Here is a 14,216-nt window from a genome sequence, read left to right on the forward strand (position 1 = left end):
CCAGCTTCGCAGTGAGCTCCTGCTGGATCAGAACAGCCGTCCCCGGTAGGGGTGCGGTCGACCCCACTTCTCCTCCCAGCGCAGCAGGTCGGCCTGCCACTCGGGAAGCTCAGGGTGGTAGTCCCGGACGAGTTGCCGCCGCTCCGGCAGAGCGGAAAGGAAACGCCAGTACGTCTCGAGCGCCTCGCGAATCTCCGCCACCGAGTACCGGGCCTCGTCGCCCTCGACCCACTCGTTGCGGAAGGAGAATCCTTCCGGGGTGAAGGAGACCTCGTAGTTCTCGCTGCTCCACGGCTCGAAGGGAGCCCGGCCCTTGGTGATGTCGTCCGCCATTGCCAGGCCGTCGAGGCAGGCCAGCATGTCGCGTGAGATGTCGGTGATGATCCAGCCGCCGAGCGGTTGGTACCGCGGGTCGCCGACCTCGAAGACCGGCAGGCGGTACTGGTCGAGCGCGAAGCTGATCAAGCTCACGGCGTGACTCCCAGGGGTTCATTGACGAGCGGCCATCCATGGGTGACAGTGGACGGTCCGATGTGGATGTGCGCTGCCGTCAGGCGCGGCACTCCCGGGTGAGCCGCTGCGGGATCTCGACGAACGTCGAGCCCAGCCAGGCGACCGCGGTCGACGACCTCGCCCCGGCGTCGATCCTGCGAGCCGCGTCGGAGACCAGCGCCCTGATCTCCGGGTCCTCGGCCCGGGCGGCCTGCCCGCGTACGCCGTCGGCGAGGTCGGCGAGATCGGCCTTGACCTCAGCGTTTATCTGCTCGGGGGTGAGCTGCCGGCGGGTGGCCGCCGCGGAGTCCGCGGCGATCTCCTTGCTCTTGGCGATGATGAGCTTGTCGACCGCGGCGCAGACGGCGGCGGTGTTCGCGGCGGTGACGCGCGACGGCGAGGCGCTGGCGGACGGCGCCGGCGCGGCGGTGGCGGAGGGCGTGGCCGCGGCCGTGGGTTCTCCGGCCGGCGCTGCGTCGTCCTCGACGGTGGGCTGGCAGGCGGCGGCGAGGGCGGTGATCGTCACCAGCGCGGCGGCGCGGATCGCGGTGGTACCGGACATCGTTCTCCCGTGCGGTCGGCGGCCGGGCACCCGGCCGGATCGTGGCGTACGACGCGGGGTGGCCGGACCACCGCCCCGCGCAGCGGGCCGGGCCGGCAGTCCCTGCCGGCCCGGCGACGCGTACGGCGGTGGTCAGCTCTTGAAGGCGTCCTTGATCTTCTCGCCGGCCTGCTTGAGGTTGGCGGCGGCCTGGTCGTTGCGGCCCTCGGCCTCGAGGCGCTCGTCGTCCGTGGCCCGGCCGACGCCCTCCTTGACCTTGCCGGCGGTGTTCTCGGTCGCGTTGTCGATCTTGTCGTCGATACCCATGGGGAACCTCCATTCAGCAGTTCCGTGACGTCAGGCAAGTACCCCGGCGTCCCCCGGCTGAATCCCGTCCCGTCCGCCCCGGACGGACCGCCGCCGGCCCCGGCTGCACCTGGGCCGGCGGCGGCGACCGTCAGCCGACCGGGCGGAAGCGCCGTAGCCGGAGGCTGTTCGCCACCACGAAGACCGACGAGAAGGCCATCGCGGCGCCGGCGAGCATCGGGTTGAGCAGGCCGGCGGCGGCCAGCGGCAGGGCGGCCACGTTGTAGGCGAAGGCCCAGAAGAGGTTGCCCTTGATGATCGCGAGGGTCCGCCGGGAGAGCCGGATGGCGTCGACGGCGGCCGTCAGGTCGCCCCGCACCAGGGTCAGGTCGGACGCCTCGATGGCCACGTCGGTGCCGGTGCCCATGGCCAGCCCCAGGTCGGCCCGGGCCAGGGCGGCGGCATCGTTGATGCCGTCGCCGACCATGGCCACGGTCCGCCCCTCGCCCTGGAGCCGCTCGACCACGGCCACCTTGTCGGCCGGCAGCACCTCGGCGATCACCTCGTCGATGCCGACCTCGGCGGCCACCGCCTTCGCCACGGTGGCGTTGTCGCCGGTCAGCAGCACCGGGGTGAGCCCCAGTTCGCGGAGCCGCGCGACTGCCGCCCGGCTGGTCGGCTTCACGGCGTCGGCCACCGCGAGGACGCCGCGGGCCCGGCCGTCCCAGCCGGCCAGGACCGCCGTCCGGCCGGCCGCCTCCGCGGCGGTCACCGCCCGCACGACCTCCTCCGGTACGTCGAGACCGCGCTCGCCCAGCAGCCGGAGCCGCCCGACCACCACCGCCCGGCCGTCGACCGTGCCGGTCACGCCGAGGCCCTGGGCGTTGGCGAAGCCGGTGACCGCGGGCAGCGGTCCTGCCGCGGCGGCGCCGTCGGCGACGGCGCGGGCGATCGGGTGCTCGGACGCCCCCTCCAGCGCGCCGGCCAGCCGGAGCAGGTCGGCGGCGTCCTCGCCCTCGGCGGGCAGCACGTCGACCAGCGTCATCTTCCCGGTGGTGACCGTGCCGGTCTTGTCCAGCACGACGGTGTCGACCTGGCGGGTGGACTCCAGCACCTCCGGCCCCTTGATCAGGATGCCGAGCTGGGCGCCCCGCCCGGTGCCGACCAGCAACGCGGTCGGCGTGGCAAGCCCGAGCGCGCAGGGGCAGGCGATGATCAGCACCGCCACGGCGGCGGTGAAGGCGGCGGTCGTGCCGGACCCGGTGCCGAGCCACCAGCCCAGCGTGCCGGCGGCCAGGGCGATCACGATCGGCACGAAGACGCCGGAGATCCGGTCGGCGAGCCGCTGCACGGCCGCCTTGCCGGTCTGCGCCTGCTCCACGAGCCGCGCCATCTGGGCGAGCTGGGTGTCGCCGCCGACCCGGGTGGCCCGGACGACCAGCCGGCCGCCGGCGTTGACGGTGGCGCCGACCACGCTGTCGCCCGGCCCCACCTCGACCGGCACGGACTCGCCGGTGAGCATGCTGGCGTCGACCGCGGAGGTGCCCTCCTCGACCACGCCGTCGGTGGCGACCTTCTCGCCCGGCCGGACCACGAACCGGTCGCCGGCCACGAGCTGGTCGACCGGGATCCGGGCCTCCTGCCCGCCGCGCAGCACCGCGACGTCCTTGGCGCCCAGCTCCAGCAGGGCGCGCAGGGCGGCGCCGGCGGTCCGCTTGGACCGGGCCTCGAAGAAGCGGCCGGCGAGGATGAACACCGTCACCCCGGCCGCGGCCTCCAGGTAGATGTTGCCGGCCCCGTCGGTGCGCGCGATGTCGAAGCGGAACGGGTGGGTCATCCCGGGCATCCCGGCGTCGCCGAGGAAGAGGGCCCAGAGCGACCAGCCGAACGCGGCGAGGGTGCCGAGCGAGACCAGCGTGTCCATGGTCGCCGCGCCGTGCCGCAGGTTGATCCAGGCGGCCCGGTGGAACGGCAGCCCGCCGTAGACGACCACCGGGGCGGCCAGGGTCAGCGACAGCCACTGCCAGTAGTCGAACTGCCAGGCCGGCACCATGGCCAGCACGATCACCGGCACGGTCAGCACGACCGACACCCACAACCGGGTACGCAGCCCGCGCAGCTCGTCCACCGGCTCGGCGGGCGCCCCGGCGGCGGCCTGCGTGGGCGGCGGGGGGACGACGGCCGTGTAGCCGGTCTTCTCCACCGTCGCGATCAGGTCGGCCGGGCTGACCTCCTCGGCGAACCGGACGGTGGCCTTCTCGGTGGCGTAGTTGACCGTGGCCTCGACGCCGTCCATCCGGTTGAGCTTCTTCTCGATGCGGGCGGCGCAGGAGGCGCAGGTCATGCCCCCGATCGCGAGTTCGATCAGGTTCGGCGCGACCGGCAGGGACTTCGCGGATGTCATCGCGTCACCTCCGATCAGCTGTGCCCGTGCCCCGGGGTGCCGTGTCCGGCGTCCGGGGTCGGTGCGGTCGTGGGGGCCGGCGCGGCGGGCGCCGGAGCGGTCTGGTCCCCGGCCAGCACGGTGAACTCGGCGGTGTGCACCGTGTCGCCGTGCCGGAAGTCCAGGTAGAGACGGTACGCGCCGGCCGAGGGCACCTCGGCGGCGAAGGTGACGGCCGGCCCGGCGGGGGTCCGCCCGTCGCCGGGCGCGCCCTCCGGGTGCACGTGCAGGTACGCGAGGTCACCCTGGCGCAGCGCCACCAGGTGCCCGTACGCCCCGAGGTAGGGCTGGAGGTCGGTGACCGGCCGGCCGTCCCGGCTGACGGTCAGGGTGAGCCGGCTGGTCCGGCCGGGCTGCGGGGCACCGGTGAGGGTGACCGTGTAGCCGTCGACCGTGGTGCTCGTCGCCGGCGCGGGCAGCGGCCGGTGCTCCAGCGCGCCGGGGACGGTGACGTCGACCCCGAGGGTGAGCGGCTCGCCGCCGGTCGGGGTGAAGTCGGCGAACGCCCGCCAGACGCCGGGCCCGGCGAGCGGCGAGGCGACCCGCCAGGTGCCGTCGGCGGCCAGCTCGGGGTGGACGTGCCGGAAGCCGGACAGGTCGCGGCGGGCGACGATCAGGTGCATCCGCTTGTCGTGCGCCACGTCGTAGCGGGTGACGGGCCGGCCGTCCGGGCCGGTGATCCGGAAGGCGAACTCGCCCGCGGGGGCGGTCACCGGCTGGAGCGTGTAGCCGCGGTCGGAGACGAGCAGCCCGCCGGGCAGGTGGGCGGTGGCGGTGGCCGCGTGGCCCCCGTCGCCGTGGTCGGACGCGCCGGAGTCGTGGCCGGCGTCGGTGGCGTCGTGGCGGGTCTCGGCGGCCGGGGTGACGGGGCCGGCCAGGTGGCCGACCCCGTACGCCGTGCCGAACACCGCCGCGAGGCCCAGGGCGAAGCCGCTCAGCTTCGTCGCCGTGTTCATCGTGGTACCTCGGTTCCTTCGGGTCCGCGGACCCGTCACGCCCCGACGAGGTCGTAACCGGCCTCGTCCACGGCGGCGCGGACGGTGTCCGTGTCCAGCGGGCTCTGACTGGTGACGGTGACCCGGCCGGAGGCCAGGTCGACCTGGACGTCGGTGACGCCCGGCAGCGCGCTCACCTCGGTGCTGACCGAGTTGACGCAGTGCCCGCAGGTCATGCCCTGCACCTGGTACGTGGTGGTGACCATCGCGCATCTCCCTTCCCGCCGCCTCATCCTATACCCCCCGGGGGTAAGAAAAGGAGAGACGGCTGCCACTTCGTTGTACCGCTACCCGGTGGGGGTATCGGCTACAGCGAGGACCGTACCATACCCCCGAGGGGTACGGTATCCTTGACGTCATGACCGCACCGACGACCCCGACCCGGGGCTACACCGCCAGCAAGGACCAGCTGCTCGCGCGGCTCCGCCGCATCGAGGGCCAGGTCCGCGGCATCGAGAAGATGGTCGAGGACGACCGCTACTGCATCGACGTGCTGACCCAGATCTCCGCCATTCAGGCCGCGCTGGACAAGGTCGGCCTCGGCCTGCTCGACGGGCACGCCCGGCACTGCATGCACGAGGGCGCCGCCGAGGGCCGTGCCGACGAGATGGCCACCGAGATGATGGCCGCCGTCGGCCGCCTCATGAAGCGCGGCTGAGCACGACCTTCGCCGTTGCCGGCCCCGCCGGACCGGTTCGGGTGCCCCGCCGCGAGCGACCGGACACCCGAACCGTCACCCGCTCAGAGTCGGTCGAGCAGCTTCCGCATGGCGCCGATCTCGCCCTCCTGGGTGATGACGATCTGCCGGGCGAGCGCCGTGGCGTCCGGGTGGGTGCCGCGGGCGGTCTCCTCCTTCGCCATGGTGACGGCGCCCTCGTGGTGGGCGATCATCATGGTCAGGAACTGCCGGTCGAAGTCGCTGCCGGACGCCGCGGCCAGCTTCGCAAGGTCCGCCTCCGACATCATCCCGGACGTGCCGTGGTCCATCCCCGGCATGCCGTGCCCGGCGCTCGCCGAGGGCGCCGGCCGGCCCCAGGCGGCGAGCCAGCCGGTCATGGTGGCGATCTCCGGCGCCTGGGCCGCCTTGATCTGCGCAGCCAGCCGCTTGACCTCCGGGTCGGCAGCCCGGGTCTCCGCCAGCCCGGCCATCTCCACGGCCTGCTGGTGGTGCGGGATCATCATCTGCGCGAACATCACGTCCGCGGCGCCGAACGAGGCCGCGGCCCCGGCGGTGGGCGTGCCGGTGGCGGCCGACGGATCGTGGCCGGCGGTCGGGTGGTCGGCGCCGCCGCAGGCGGACAGGACGAACGCGGCCGTGAGCGCGGCGCCGGCCAGGGCGGCCGGGCGCGCGAGGGTACGAGTGAACACGAGTGAGCCTTTCGGGTGTCGGAACGAACGCAGCGGTCGGCGGACGCGGGTACCGGTGGTCCGGTCCCCGCGTCGGGCGTCCTATCTGCGCAGCACCGACGTCGCCGCCAGGCGTAACCCGTGGGACCGGGGTGGCGGGGCCCGTGGGCCGGTGGCGAGCCGGAGCGGGCCGGGGACCGTGGGAAAGGCGCTCCGCGACCCGGCCCCCAGCAGCACGGCGAGCAGCAGCACGACGGCGAAGGCGCCCAGCACGGCCAGGCAGACGCTCCACCCGGACGAGTCGTTGCCCGGGTGGGTCAGCGGCAGCGCGCGCACCGGGCAGCCGCCGTCCCCGCAGTCCGCGGCGGTGGCGGCCGCTCCGGTGTGTCCGGCGGCGTGGGCGGCCGGCCGTTCCGCCGGCTCGTGCCCGCCGTGGCCGAGAGTGTGCATCGCGGTCAACCCGACCAGCGTGCTGAGCAGCAGCAGGAGCCGGACCCACCGCCCGCTCACCGCCGTCCGCGCCGCCACGCCCCCACGGTAGCCAACCAACCGGGCGCCCCGGCCCGGAACCGCCGGTCGCGTCCCCGGTGCGATCAGGCCACCTGGCTACCATTCCGGGCGAGGACCCGGCCCGCGTCGTTTCCGCGGGCACCGGGTGACACGTGTCCCGTCGCGAATCGTTGGGAGAGACGCCATGGGGGCCGACCACACCCGCCCGGCGCCGTCCGCCCCGCCGGGCGTACGGCGGATCCTGGTCGCGACGGTGGTGCCGCTCTTCCTGATCACCGTGGTCGCCGCGCTGGTGCTCTGGCCCCGGCAGGGCCCGGAGCCGGCGGACGCCCCGGCACTGCCCCGCTACCACGGCACCGTGACCCGGGTGGTGACCGAGCCGTGCCCGCCGACCCCGGAGGCGCCGGACGGGGCCTCGGGCGGGTCCGCCGGCCCGTGCGGGACGGTGACCGTCACCGCCGAGCAGGGCCCGGACGCCGGCCGGCAGGTGGAGACGCCGGTGCCCGTCGGCCCCGGCGCGCCCCGGGTCGAGGTCGGCGACAAGGTGATCCTGGTCGAGCTGACCGACCCGGCCGACCCGGCCGTGAAGACCTACAACATCGCCGAGCACCGCCGCGGCACGCCGCTGGTCTGGCTGGCGGTGCTGTTCGCCGTGGCGATCGTGGCCTTCGGCCGCTGGCGCGGGCTGGCCGCGCTCGCCGGGCTGGTGGCGAGTTTCGCCATCCTGCTCGGTTTCGTGCTGCCCGGCATCGGCGCCGGCCAGCCGCCGCTGCTCGTGGCGATCGTCGGCGCCGCGCTGATCATGTTCGTGGTGCTCTACCTGACCCACGGGATCACCGCGCAGACCTCGGTGGCCGTGCTCGGCACGCTCGGCAGCCTCGTGCTGACCGGGGTGCTCGGCACCCTGGCCACCGCCGCCACCCACCTGACCGGCTTCGGCAGCGAGGACGCGACCACCCTGTCGATGTTCCAGCGCGACGTGGACCTGCACGGGCTCCTGCTGGCCGGCATCGTCATCGGCTCGCTCGGCGTGCTGGACGACGTGACGGTCACCCAGGCGGCCACGGTCACCGAGCTGGCCCACGCCAACCCCGCGCTCTCCCGTCGACACCTCTACCGGGCGGCCACCCGGGTGGGCCGGGCGCACATCGCGTCCACCGTCAACACCATCGTGCTGGCGTACGCGGGCGCCTCGCTGCCACTGCTGCTCCTGCTCGTCGCCGACTCCCGGCCGGTGAGCGAGATCCTGACGAGCGAGTTCCTGGCCCAGGAGATCGTCCGCAGCGCGGTGGCCACGCTCGGCCTGATCGCCGCCGTACCCCTGACCACCGGACTGGCCGCGGTGGTCACCACCGCCGGGCGGCGCCGCACCACCGCGGCACCGGCGGAGCCGCCGGCCCCACGACCGCCGGCCCGACGGGACGAGGCGCTGGAGGCCCTCGGCGGGGACAGGAGCACGGAGGCCGCATGGTGACACTCCGCAGCGTGACGATGGAATTCAAACGCGATCCTGGTCACGCAGGGCGAGGACGAATTCTCGCTATTGGTCGGCTTCCGGACGTAGAACACCGGGAGGACTCTCGGGTAACCTCGCTGCCGGTCACCGCCGAAGGCGCGCACCCGCGCCAGCGGTGCCGCCGCCCAATCGCCCGCGGGCGAGCCGGGGAACCAGGTACATGGGGTGAATCCGCGCGAGCGGTAGGGGCCACTTCCGTCCCGAACCCGGCAGCTAACCCGGTCGGCGGCCGACGGAAGGGAACACTGTGACGGCACCCCTGCGCCGCTGGCTGACCCCCGTGGTGGCCGTGCTCGCCGCGCTCACCGTGCTGGCCGGGCCGGCGCCGGCGACCGCGGCCCCGAGCACCCCCACCCCCTCGGGGCACTCGGAGGACGACGACGACCCCCTCATCACCGAGGCCATCGACAGCGCCAACCGGGCTTACCTCCAGGCCAAATCGAAGCTGGACAAGTCCCGCAAGCGCCAGCTCCAGCTCGCTCTGGAGGTGAAGGCGGCACAGGCGGAACTCGACGCGTTGAGCCCGCAGGTGGCCGAGATGGCCGCCCAGTCCTACCGGACCGGCCGGATGGGCGCCATGGCCATGCTCATGGACAGCAACAACCCCGACTCGTTCGTCCGGCGGGTCGCCGCCCTCGACGAGCTCAACCTGCTGAACGCGCAGAAACTCGCGGCCATCAACGCCGCGAAGACCCGTGCCGAGCAGGCCAAGATCGCGCTCGACGCCGAGGTGCGCGAGCAGGAGAAGCAGAAGAACGCGATGGCCCGCGAGAAGGCCGAGACGGAGAAGGCGCTCAAGCTGGTCGGCGGGATCGGCTTCACCGGCGGCCTGGTCTCGGCCACCTCACCGGTCGCCCGGATCGGCCCCGGCCGGACCTCCGACGGCGACTGGAAGCCGGAGTCGTGCAGCGAGAACGACCCGACCACCTCGGGTTGCATCACCCCCCGCACGCTGCACGCCTACAAGGAGGTCAAGCGGGCCGGCTTCAACCGCTTCGTGGGCTGCTACCGCCCGGGCGGCCCGTGGGAGCACCCCAAGGGCCGGGCCTGCGACTGGTCCCTGCAGAACAGCGGTTTCTCCCCGTGGCGCACCAAGGACCAGCGGATGTACGGCAACAACGTGGCCGCCTTCCTCATCCGCAACGCCGACCGGCTCGGCATCTACTACGTGATCTGGAACCGGCAGATCTGGTTCCCGGCCACCGGCTGGAAGTCCTACAGCGGGCCCTCCAACCACACCGACCACGTGCACATGTCGCTGCTCTGACGACGTACGCAGAAGGGCCGGCCCGCGATGCGCGGGCCGGCCCTTCGACGTTTCCCCGGCCGGTCAGCCCGCCAGCGCCGAATCCGCGGGCGCGGCCGGGGCGGGCACCGGGGTGACCGGCGAACCGGCCTGGGCCACCGTGCGTACCTCGCCGGCGCTGAGCCGGTACGACAGGCCGACCACGGCGCACCGCCCGGCGGCCACCTCGCCGGCGAGCACCGTGGAGCGGGCCAGCAGCGCCTCCACGGTCTGCGCGATGTGGACGTCGACGATCCCGTCGAGATCCTCGACGCCCTCCCGGGCAGCCCGGAGCAGGCTGGGCGCGACGGCGTCCACCACCGCGCCGAGGTGCCCGGACGGCGACGTGCCGGTGCGGACCGCCTCGCGGGCGGCCTGGACCGCGCCGCAGGAGTCGTGGCCGAGCACCACCACGAGCGGGGTGCCCAGCACGGTCACCGCGTATTCGACGCTGCCGAGCACCTCCGGGCCGGCGGTGTGGCCGGCGGTGCGGACGACGAAGAGGTCACCGAGGCCGCGGTCAAAGATGATCTCGGCGGCGAGCCGGGAGTCGGAGCAGCCGACGAGCACCGCGAACGGGTGCTGGCCGTCGGCGACCGCCGCCCGGTGTCCGGCGTCCTGGTTGGGATGGTGCGGGGCACCGGTGACGAACCGTCGGTTACCGGCGTAAAGCTCGGCGAGCGCCTGCTCGGGAGTGGTCGGCGGCACTGGTCCTCACCTCGTCCTCGCGCATGAAAGCCCTGGTCAGCTGGCCGGCGGCGGAGGCGGCCTCGGCACCCACGGTCACACGCAGCCCAAGGTACGTCAAGATTTACGTGATACGGATTTCATACGTTGCGTCACCCTTGACGGCGGGCCCCGCAGCGCCCGGCGAGCGAGGGCAGAACCGGGACAGGCGCGCAGGGGCCATACGATGACCACCATGGCGACGACACCGGGTGCGAGAGGCAGCGGCCGGAACTGGACCTTCCTCACCAACCACGGGCACGTGCTCCTGGCCATCGCCCGCAACCCCACCGCCCGGCTACGGGACGTGGCCGACGAGGTGGGGGTCACCGAGCGGGCCGCCCAGGCGATCGTCGCCGACCTGGAAGCCGGTGGCTACCTGCGTCGCACCCGGGTGGGGCGGCGCAACGAGTACACGGTCAACCCGAGCGGGCACTTCCGGCACCCGGCCGAGGCCGACCAGCAGGTGGGTGCCCTGCTCGCCCTCTTCACCGCCGAGCCGGTGACCGGGAGCTGACCGCTCCTCGCGTACGCCCGTCACCGTGCACGGCCCGACGACGGTAATCTCACCGCGTGCGCGACAGCTTGCGGCCGGACGGAACGACGGAGCGCGTCCGGCCCGGACACCGGATCCGATCCGTCCTCTCCGGAGCGTCGGTCGCCGCCCTGCTCGGCGGCGTGCTGGCGGTGCCCGCGCCCGCCGTGGCGGCCCCGAAGTGCGGCCCGGCCGGCGGGCCCGCCCCGACCGCGGCCCCCTGGGCGCTGACCCGGCTCGACCCGGCCGGAGCCTGGCGCGTCACCAAGGGGCAGGGCATCACCGTCGCGGTCATCGACTCCGGCGTCTCCCCCACCCACCCGCTGCTGCGCGGGCGGGTGCTCCCCGGTGAGGACTTCAACCAGCTCGCCAAGCTCGACGGCCAGTGCGACCTGGTCGGCCACGGCACCCTGATCGCGGGCATCATCGCCGGCAAGGAGGGCACCGGCACGCCCTACACGGGGATCGCGCCGGAGGCCAGGATCCTGCCGGTGCGCGTGCTGGCCGACAACCAGAAGGCCTTCGACGAGTCCATCCCGGCCGAGATCGGCAAGGCCATCCGGTGGGCGGCCGACCACGACGCCGACGTGATCAACCTGTCGCTGGTCACCCTCGACGACCCGGCCCTGAAGGCGGCCGTCGACTACGCCCTCGGCAAGGGCGTGATCCTGGTGGCCGCCGCCGGCAACCGGCAGGAGAATCAGCAGGACCAGCCGGCGTACCCGGCCTCGTACCCGGGCGTCATCGCGGTGGCCGGGGTGGACGAGAACGGCGGCCACGTCGGCAGTTCGGTCACCGGCGACTACGTGGACATCGCCGCGCCCGGCCTGAACATCATGGGCCCGGCCCCGCAGGGCTCCGGCTACCTGGCCGAGCCGCAGGGCGGCACGAGCTTCGCCACCGGATACGTCTCCGGGGTCGCCGCTCTGGTGCGGGCCGCGCACCCGGACATCAGCCCGCAGGACGTGGCGTTCCGGCTCACCCGGACCGCCGACAACCCGCCCGACGGGCACAACCCGCTGGTCGGCTACGGGGTCGTCAACCCGTACCGGGCGGTGACCAGCCTGCTGGGCACCCGCAGCGACCCGCCGCTGGGCGCCATGCCGGCGCCCGCGCCGCACACCGACCCGCTGGCCTGGCAGCGCACCGTGGCGATCTGGGCGGCCGTGATCGGCGCGGTGCTGGCCGGCGCCCTGCTGGCGCTGCGGCCGATCCTGGTGCGGGGCCGCCGGCGCGGCTGGCGCCCCGGGCGGGGCACCACGCCACAGGACGCCTGAGCGGCGGTCCGGCGCCGAACAGCAGCACGCCCCGAAAACGCACCACGGCCCCGACCCCGGCGTGAGCCGGAGCGGAGCCGCAGCGGACCGGTCGGGTCAGCCCCAGACCTTCGAGTTGCTCATCTCGGTGGTCATGTAGTTCTCGCGGGCGATGCCCACCGCGTGGCCGATGTCGTTCAGGACCTTGTTGATGTCCCGCACGGCGGCGTCCCACTGAGCCTGGTGCTGCTGGTAGGCGACGCGGTCCTGGCCCTCCCACTCGAGCTTCGTCAGCATCGAGCGCAGCGTGTCCAGCTTCTCGTCGATGGTCCGCGAGATGGTCTGCATCTGCTGGTTGCTGCTCTCGAGAACGGCGTAGTCAACCTTGATGCTCATCGGTTCCTCCTCTGCCTGTCTCTGCGGATCACGGGTTGAGAGCAGAGTGGAACTTGTCCAGCATCTGCTGCTGCTCTTCGTCGTTGACCTGGTGCGTGGTGCCCGACTTGTCGAGCAGGTCGGCGATGTTGTCCATCGCCGTCAGCAGCTTGTTCGTGTCCTCGTTCCAGCGCTGCATCAGGTTCTGGAAACCCGTGGACGCCCCGCCCTTCCAGGCGATGGCCAGGTCGTCGACCACGTTCCAGAGCTTCTTCAGCTCACCGTCGACGTCGCTGCGCGTGGACCGCACGTCACTCGCGGCGGTGTGCAGAGTCGCTGCACTGACCTCGAACGCCATGCTTCACACCCTTCCGTCATCTCTGTGGCGGCGGATCCGCCGCGCCCCTCCCCCGCGGCAAGGCGTACACACCCCACCGACGGACACTTCAACCGAACCGTAGCGGACGACGTCCAATCCGCGCAGCCCTGCTTCCCCATGGCGCACAACGACGTCCGGCGATCAGACCGTACGACGTGGACGGTCGGCGGCGCCAGCAGGGGGTCAGGACGGCCGGCGGTAGGACCGGACGTGCATCAGCACGCCGAAGACCAGCACCACCGCCAGCAGCGCCACGAACAGCCAGAGCACCGGCCGGTCGAGCGCCCGGTCGAGCACGACCGGAATCAGCGCGGCGACCCCGGTGAGCAACACCACCTCGCCGGCCCGCTTCGCCCACGCGGCGCGGGACAACTGGGCGACCAGCGCCAGCCCGAGGAAGACCGGCACGGTCACCAGGAAGTACACGAAGAGCACCAAGGTCACCTCGGACCCCTTCCCCGTCACTGGTAGAACTTGGAGTCCTGTACCCAGTCGATCTTGATGTCCTTGATGTCCGGGTCCTGGCCGGTGGCCGCCCAGCCGGGGCGGGAATCCGACACGAAGGCGAACCGGTCGTTGCCCTGGAAGCCGGCCATGACGGCCGAGAAGACCGCGCTGATGTCGCCGAAGACCAGCGCCAGGATCGCGGCGCTCGCCACCATCCCGGCCACACCGATCGCCTCCGCGATCGGGGCGGTCGGCGGGAACGCCTGGAGGGCCACCGACGCGATCACCGCGATCAGGATCGGGATGAGCGCGTCGACCAGCGCGTTGACCGCGTCGTTGAAGGCGTCCCGGGCGGAGGTCAGGGTGTCCTTGTTGGCGTTGAACGCCTCGGCCAGCGAGTTGATCTCGGCACCGAGTTTGCGGAGGAAGAGGTCGAACGCGTCCCGGTCGTCGAAGTCCCACTCGGTGTCCGACGGGGGGACCTGCTCCAGCGCCGCGCCGAACTGGTCGCCGCCGAGCAGCCGCGCCGCGTCGCCCCACTCCTTGATGGACTTGTTGACCTCGTCGTTGTCGAACGTCTCGAGGTAGGCGATGGCGGCGCCCAGCGCCCCGGCGAAGACCAGCCACATCCAGTTGGCCCGGGCCGCCGGCAGCAGCCCGCGCACCGGCGCCGTCGCGGCGGCCACCGTGTGCGTGCCGGTCACCGCGCCGGCCGCGTTGGCGATCAGGATCTCCGACATCAGCTTCTCTCCCCGTCCACCCGGCCGGTCACTTGACCACCCAGGGCTGGTCCGACTTCTCCCAGTTTTTGGCGGTCTGCTCCAGCTGCTCGGCCGCCTTGTGCAGGTGCTCGATGCCGGTCTTGACGTTCTCGAGGTGACCGTCCACCGAGGCGTTGTGCGCCTGCACGGTCGCACCACCGAAGAGGGTCAGCGCGCCGTCCGGCAGCTTCACGCTCTCCAGCAGCGTCTGCACGTTGCGCAGGTACTGGATCGGGCCGTCCGGGGCGTCGAGCTTCGTGCTCGCCTTGCGGATCGCGTCGACGTCGACCTTGTTCGCCACG

At 73.1% G+C, this 14,216-nt stretch carries 19 protein-coding genes and 1 riboswitch; of the genes, 5 read left to right on the forward strand and 14 right to left on the reverse strand.

Annotated elements, in window-relative coordinates:
• Positions 1 to 27: 27 nt before the first annotated feature.
• The 6 genes from GA0070214_RS08030 to GA0070214_RS08055 all read right to left on the reverse strand — a co-directional run bounded on the left by GA0070214_RS08030 (position 28) and on the right by GA0070214_RS08055 (position 4,983).
• Entirely contained in the window at positions 28 to 471 is a 444-nt protein-coding gene (locus GA0070214_RS08030) for a hypothetical protein (protein WP_091260885.1), read from the reverse strand.
• A 79-nt stretch (positions 472 to 550) separates the two neighbouring features.
• Positions 551 to 1,054, reverse strand: coding sequence for a hypothetical protein (locus GA0070214_RS08035; RefSeq protein WP_091260887.1), 504 nt, complete (start codon positions 1,052 to 1,054; stop codon positions 551 to 553).
• 132 nt (positions 1,055 to 1,186) lie between these two features.
• Complete coding sequence (locus tag GA0070214_RS08040) at positions 1,187 to 1,360, reverse strand: CsbD family protein (protein WP_091260889.1); 174 nt, start codon at positions 1,358 to 1,360, stop codon at positions 1,187 to 1,189.
• A 130-nt stretch (positions 1,361 to 1,490) separates the two neighbouring features.
• Entirely contained in the window at positions 1,491 to 3,743 is a 2,253-nt protein-coding gene (locus tag GA0070214_RS08045) for a heavy metal translocating P-type ATPase (protein ID WP_091260891.1), read from the reverse strand.
• Between the two features lie 14 nt (positions 3,744 to 3,757).
• Complete coding sequence (locus GA0070214_RS08050) at positions 3,758 to 4,738, reverse strand: hypothetical protein (protein ID WP_091260893.1); 981 nt, start codon at positions 4,736 to 4,738, stop codon at positions 3,758 to 3,760.
• A gap of 35 nt (positions 4,739 to 4,773) precedes the next feature.
• Positions 4,774 to 4,983 carry a heavy-metal-associated domain-containing protein gene (locus tag GA0070214_RS08055; RefSeq protein ID WP_030504324.1) on the reverse strand — a complete coding sequence of 70 codons (210 nt, stop codon included), beginning with the start codon at positions 4,981 to 4,983 and terminating at the stop codon, positions 4,774 to 4,776.
• Between the two features lie 152 nt (positions 4,984 to 5,135).
• Here GA0070214_RS08055 and GA0070214_RS08060 point away from each other — a divergent pair, with 152 nt between their 5' ends.
• Entirely contained in the window at positions 5,136 to 5,435 is a 300-nt protein-coding gene (locus tag GA0070214_RS08060) for a metal-sensitive transcriptional regulator (protein WP_046568942.1), read from the forward strand.
• 83 nt (positions 5,436 to 5,518) lie between these two features.
• On the opposite strand, the gene GA0070214_RS08065 is transcribed toward GA0070214_RS08060, so the two are convergent.
• Both GA0070214_RS08065 and GA0070214_RS08070 read right to left on the reverse strand, forming a co-directional pair.
• Entirely contained in the window at positions 5,519 to 6,145 is a 627-nt protein-coding gene (locus GA0070214_RS08065) for a DUF305 domain-containing protein (RefSeq protein ID WP_091260895.1), read from the reverse strand.
• 81 nt (positions 6,146 to 6,226) lie between these two features.
• A complete protein-coding gene (locus GA0070214_RS08070) occupies positions 6,227 to 6,652 on the reverse strand; it encodes a DUF6153 family protein (RefSeq protein WP_091260897.1) in 426 nt (141 codons plus the stop codon).
• 166 nt (positions 6,653 to 6,818) lie between these two features.
• Between GA0070214_RS08070 and GA0070214_RS08075 the strand changes: the two genes are divergently transcribed.
• Together GA0070214_RS08075 and GA0070214_RS08080 are read left to right on the forward strand one after the other, a co-directional pair.
• Complete coding sequence (locus GA0070214_RS08075) at positions 6,819 to 8,108, forward strand: YibE/F family protein (RefSeq protein WP_091260899.1); 1,290 nt, start codon at positions 6,819 to 6,821, stop codon at positions 8,106 to 8,108.
• 154 nt (positions 8,109 to 8,262) lie between these two features.
• A riboswitch (cyclic di-AMP (ydaO/yuaA leader) is annotated at positions 8,263 to 8,393 on the forward strand.
• A 4-nt stretch (positions 8,394 to 8,397) separates the two neighbouring features.
• Entirely contained in the window at positions 8,398 to 9,417 is a 1,020-nt protein-coding gene (locus GA0070214_RS08080) for a coiled-coil domain-containing protein (RefSeq protein WP_091260902.1), read from the forward strand.
• 63 nt (positions 9,418 to 9,480) lie between these two features.
• Here GA0070214_RS08080 and GA0070214_RS08085 read toward each other — a convergent pair whose 3' ends face one another.
• Positions 9,481 to 10,143: a carbonic anhydrase gene (locus GA0070214_RS08085; RefSeq protein WP_091260904.1), complete on the reverse strand. Its 663-nt coding sequence runs from the start codon at positions 10,141 to 10,143 to the stop codon at positions 9,481 to 9,483.
• A 205-nt stretch (positions 10,144 to 10,348) separates the two neighbouring features.
• Here GA0070214_RS08085 and GA0070214_RS08090 point away from each other — a divergent pair, with 205 nt between their 5' ends.
• Together GA0070214_RS08090 and mycP are read left to right on the forward strand one after the other, a co-directional pair.
• Positions 10,349 to 10,678 carry a helix-turn-helix transcriptional regulator gene (locus tag GA0070214_RS08090; RefSeq protein ID WP_091260906.1) on the forward strand — a complete coding sequence of 110 codons (330 nt, stop codon included), beginning with the start codon at positions 10,349 to 10,351 and terminating at the stop codon, positions 10,676 to 10,678.
• A 56-nt stretch (positions 10,679 to 10,734) separates the two neighbouring features.
• A complete protein-coding gene (mycP, locus tag GA0070214_RS08095; protein WP_208602680.1) occupies positions 10,735 to 11,973 on the forward strand; it encodes a type VII secretion-associated serine protease mycosin in 1,239 nt (412 codons plus the stop codon).
• A 96-nt stretch (positions 11,974 to 12,069) separates the two neighbouring features.
• On the opposite strand, the gene GA0070214_RS08100 is transcribed toward mycP, so the two are convergent.
• From GA0070214_RS08100 to GA0070214_RS08120, 5 genes are all read right to left on the reverse strand, one after another.
• Positions 12,070 to 12,348, reverse strand: a complete 279-nt coding sequence (locus GA0070214_RS08100) for a WXG100 family type VII secretion target (RefSeq protein ID WP_091260908.1) — start codon at positions 12,346 to 12,348, stop codon at positions 12,070 to 12,072.
• Positions 12,349 to 12,376: 28 nt separating this feature from the next.
• A complete protein-coding gene (locus GA0070214_RS08105; protein ID WP_091260910.1) occupies positions 12,377 to 12,685 on the reverse strand; it encodes a WXG100 family type VII secretion target in 309 nt (102 codons plus the stop codon).
• A gap of 204 nt (positions 12,686 to 12,889) precedes the next feature.
• Positions 12,890 to 13,150, reverse strand: coding sequence for a hypothetical protein (locus GA0070214_RS08110; protein WP_139141772.1), 261 nt, complete (start codon positions 13,148 to 13,150; stop codon positions 12,890 to 12,892).
• 17 nt (positions 13,151 to 13,167) lie between these two features.
• Positions 13,168 to 13,893 (reverse strand): hypothetical protein, encoded by a 726-nt coding sequence (locus tag GA0070214_RS08115; protein ID WP_208602681.1) that lies wholly within the window; start codon positions 13,891 to 13,893, stop codon positions 13,168 to 13,170.
• 28 nt (positions 13,894 to 13,921) lie between these two features.
• Complete coding sequence (locus GA0070214_RS08120; protein ID WP_091260914.1) at positions 13,922 to 14,215, reverse strand: hypothetical protein; 294 nt, start codon at positions 14,213 to 14,215, stop codon at positions 13,922 to 13,924.
• Between the last annotated feature and the right edge of the window lies 1 nt (position 14,216).

The sequence above is a fragment of the Micromonospora chaiyaphumensis genome, from assembly GCF_900091435.1.
Taxonomy (GTDB): Bacteria; Actinomycetota; Actinomycetes; order Mycobacteriales; family Micromonosporaceae; genus Micromonospora; species Micromonospora chaiyaphumensis.

Coding starts and splice junctions, on each gene's coding strand:
- GA0070214_RS08045 (WP_091260891.1), bottom strand. CDS start 3,743: ATGACATCCGCGAAGTCCCTGCCGGTCGCGCCGAACCTGATCGAACTC.
- GA0070214_RS08105 (WP_091260910.1), bottom strand. CDS start 12,685: ATGGCGTTCGAGGTCAGTGCAGCGACTCTGCACACCGCCGCGAGTGAC.
- GA0070214_RS08040 (WP_091260889.1), bottom strand. CDS start 1,360: ATGGGTATCGACGACAAGATCGACAACGCGACCGAGAACACCGCCGGC.
- GA0070214_RS08050 (WP_091260893.1), bottom strand. CDS start 4,738: ATGAACACGGCGACGAAGCTGAGCGGCTTCGCCCTGGGCCTCGCGGCG.
- GA0070214_RS08035 (WP_091260887.1), bottom strand. CDS start 1,054: ATGTCCGGTACCACCGCGATCCGCGCCGCCGCGCTGGTGACGATCACC.
- GA0070214_RS08090 (WP_091260906.1), top strand. CDS start 10,349: ATGACCACCATGGCGACGACACCGGGTGCGAGAGGCAGCGGCCGGAAC.
- GA0070214_RS08075 (WP_091260899.1), top strand. CDS start 6,819: ATGGGGGCCGACCACACCCGCCCGGCGCCGTCCGCCCCGCCGGGCGTA.
- GA0070214_RS08115 (WP_208602681.1), bottom strand. CDS start 13,893: ATGTCGGAGATCCTGATCGCCAACGCGGCCGGCGCGGTGACCGGCACG.
- GA0070214_RS08060 (WP_046568942.1), top strand. CDS start 5,136: ATGACCGCACCGACGACCCCGACCCGGGGCTACACCGCCAGCAAGGAC.
- GA0070214_RS08055 (WP_030504324.1), bottom strand. CDS start 4,983: ATGGTCACCACCACGTACCAGGTGCAGGGCATGACCTGCGGGCACTGC.
- GA0070214_RS08100 (WP_091260908.1), bottom strand. CDS start 12,348: ATGAGCATCAAGGTTGACTACGCCGTTCTCGAGAGCAGCAACCAGCAG.